Raw genomic sequence first — 3087 nt, forward strand, 5'->3', positions numbered from 1 at the left:
CGGCGCGCGGTCCGCGGCGGCCCAGCCGGCCAGGGCGGCCGGCAGCCCGGCCAGGCCCAGCAGCACCAGGAACCAGGCGGAAAGACCATCGGGCCCCAGGCTCAGCGGTGCCCAGGGCGGGCCAAAGGGCAGCAGAACCGGCAGGCTTTCGCCCGAGAGCAGGTCCGCCAGCCCCAGCAGCACGAATCCGGCGCAGACCAGCGCGACGCCACCCTGCACCACGCGCGCCTGCCCGGCCGCCCCCAGCGCCGCCAGCAGCGCCAGGATGGCCAGCAGCCCGGACAGCATCCAGGGGATCATCATGCCGGGCGGCCCGCCGGTGCGTTCATGCGGCGCGGGCCACCTGCCCCATGGGCCGCATCAGAGAGGCAACCCGGCAACCCCGCGAGCCGGCACCAGCCGAGCCGCCGCCCGACGGGCAGAGCCGGTGCGACCGGTATTGGCGGACAAGGGCGGAAAGCCTGCGGAAGCTGGGAGGCGCATGACAGCCTGTTGATGGAATTGTCTCGACCGGCGATGGCGGCGCATTCTGGCTGCTTCCGGGCAGCGCGGCTAGGCGGCGGCCCTCAACAGGATGTGTCCACATGGGCGGGGCCCGCCCATGTGGAGGCCAGGCATGGCCCTGCCCGTTGCCGGCTAGGGCGCGGCGGGAGCCTCGGGCGCCGGCACGGGCTCGCGCAGCGCCTCGGCCTCCCGCTTCAGGCGGATATAGGAGCGCACGGAAAAGGGCAGCATGCCGATATAGATCAACCCCGCCGCCGCCAGCGCCGCCCAGGGCTCGCTCACCAGCAACGCGGCATAGGCGCCGACCGAGATCAGCAGCGGCAGCACCACCTCCCGCCGCACCTTGAAGTTCTTGAAGGACCAAGTGGGCAGGGTGGAGACCAGCATCAGCGCCACCACGATCAGCAGCAGGCCCACAAAGGCCGGGTGCCGCATGCCATGCGCCATGCCGTGCCAGCCCCAGCCCTCGAAGGCCAGGGACAGGAACATGGGGAAAAGCGCGAGGCCCGCGCCCGCCGGAGCCGGGACGCCGGTGAAGAAGCTCTGCGCATAGGCCGGCTTCGGCGCCAGCCCGACATCCAGCGCCGCGTTGAAGCGCGCCAGGCGCAGCGACATGCAGACAGCGAAGAGCACGCAGGGCACGAAGCCGATGCCGCGCCAGGAATCCATGGTCCACATGTAGAGCACCATGGCCGGCGCCACGCCGAAGGAGAGGAAGTCCGCCAGGCTGTCGAACTCGGCGCCGAAGCGGCTGGTGGCCTTCAGCAGCCGCGCGAGGCGGCCATCCAGCCCGTCGATCACGGCGGCGCCGATGATCAGGGCCGCCGCCGGGGCCCAGCGCTCATCCAGGGCGAAGCGCATGGCCATGAGCCCGGCGCAAAGGCCGAGCATGGTCATGATATTCGGGATCAGCTTGTTGAAGGACTGCCCCTGGAAGCGGGGGCGCCGCCGGGGCGCGAAGCGGAAGCGGCGGCGAGGTTCTCCGGAATGGTCCCCAAGGGCAGTGTTCGGCATCAGAATCCCGTATCGGTGTGCAGCACCGGCTGGTGCGTCTCGTCGCGCCCCATCTCGGCGACCACCGTCTCGCCGCCGATCATGAGCTGGTGCTCGGCCACCAGCGGGCGGATGCCCTCCGGCAGGTAGAGGTCGGTGCGGCTGCCGAAGCGGATGATGCCGAAGCGCTCACCGCGCTCCAGGCGATCGCCCTCCTTCACCTGGCAGACGATGCGGCGGGCGATCAGCCCGGCGATCTGCACCACACCGAGGTCCTTTCCATCCGGCAGGCGCAGCGCCAGCCCGTTGCGCTCGTTGTCCACGCTGGCCTTGTCCAGGCTGGCATTGAGGAACTTGCCAGGCCGGTAGGCCACGCGGGTCACAACGCCTTCAAAGGGGCTGCGGTTGACATGCACATCGGCGACCGAGAGGAAGATCGACACCCGCCAGCGCGGATGGGGGCCGAGGCCCAGCTCTTCCGGCGGCACGGCCGGGCTGACCATGGTGACGCGGCCATCCGCCGGGGCAACGATGACGCCGGGACGCGTGGGCACCACCCGCTCGGGGTCACGGAAGAAATAGAAGCAGAAGGCCGTGAAGGCCGCCGCCAGCCAGAACAGCCAGGTGCCCACCGCGATGCCGCCCGCCACCGCCACCACGATGCCGCCGACAATGAAAGGCTTGCCAGCCGGATGCGGCTTGGCAACGACCAGCTGGATGCTCTCGATAAGCGCCATGATGCCGTTGGTTATGGTCCGGGGGAGGCCCCCGGACAACCGGCGGCCCCCGGATCAGGGGTTGGGAAGCGTAAAAATTTGGCCGGGGTAAATCCGGGCCGGGTCGCGGATCTGATCGGAATTGGCGCGGTGGATGACCGTGTAGCGGATGCCCCGGCCATAGGTCGCGCGGGCGATGCGCCAGAGATTGTTGCCCGGCTGCACCACGATGCGGTCCGCGGCCAGGGCCGGCGCACCGCCGCTGTCGCGCTGGAAGGGCAGCTCCAGCCGCGCCGCCACCTTGCCGCGCGGCCCGATCTGGTCGAGGCGGAGGACATGCCGCCCCGGCTCCGGCACCGGCTCGGGCCGCAGCACCCAACGGCCGCTCTGGTCGGCGACGGCATCGCCGGCATGGTGCTGGTCCACATAGACCCGCACGGTGCCGCCCGCCGGCGCGGTGCCGGCAAAGCGCATGGCGCCACCCTCGTCGTAATCGACGACATCGAGGCCGAGGCGCCCGTTCGCGGCCGGCACGCCGCCCTGCAGCAGGCGCGGCGCGGCGGCCTGCGGCAGCAGCACGGCCACCGGAGCCTCCGGCGCCGTGGCGGCCTCGGGCACCATCACCACGACCGATTCCTCGCCCTGCCGCTCCTGCCCCTGCGCGTCCCGCGCCCGCAGCGACAGCTCATGCGCGCCGGGCGCCAGCGGCTCGGAAGGCAGGATCACGAATTCACCGCGGGAATCGGCGCGGGCGCGGCCCAGTTCCCGCCCGCTGTCATGCAGCACCACCTCGGCGCCGGGGGTGGCGCGGCCGGCCACCACGGCGGCGCCCTTGGCGCCGATGCGCGCGACATCGAAGCGCGGCCCGCCTTCC

The 3087-nt window shown here is 71.8% G+C and carries 4 protein-coding genes; all 4 read right to left on the minus strand.

The features are described from left to right. The coding region (locus IBL25_RS25345) for a hypothetical protein (protein ID WP_408898269.1) at positions 1–303 on the minus strand (303 nt) is incomplete at its 3' end. Between the two features lie 333 nt (positions 304–636). Further along, positions 637–1518: a CDP-alcohol phosphatidyltransferase family protein gene (locus IBL25_RS25350; RefSeq protein ID WP_187781225.1), complete on the minus strand. Its 882-nt coding sequence runs from the start codon at positions 1516–1518 to the stop codon at positions 637–639. Then, positions 1518–2234, minus strand: a complete 717-nt coding sequence (locus tag IBL25_RS25355) for a phosphatidylserine decarboxylase (protein WP_187781226.1) — start codon at positions 2232–2234, stop codon at positions 1518–1520. The genes IBL25_RS25350 and IBL25_RS25355 overlap by 1 nt, the downstream gene beginning before the upstream one ends. Before the next feature lie 54 nt (positions 2235–2288). Continuing rightward, on the minus strand, positions 2289–3087 hold a 799-nt coding region (locus IBL25_RS25360), incomplete at its 5' end, for an Ig-like domain-containing protein (protein ID WP_187781227.1).

It is taken from the genome of Pseudoroseomonas ludipueritiae (assembly GCF_014490445.1).
In the GTDB taxonomy this organism is placed as follows: Bacteria; Pseudomonadota; Alphaproteobacteria; order Acetobacterales; family Acetobacteraceae; genus Pseudoroseomonas; species Pseudoroseomonas ludipueritiae.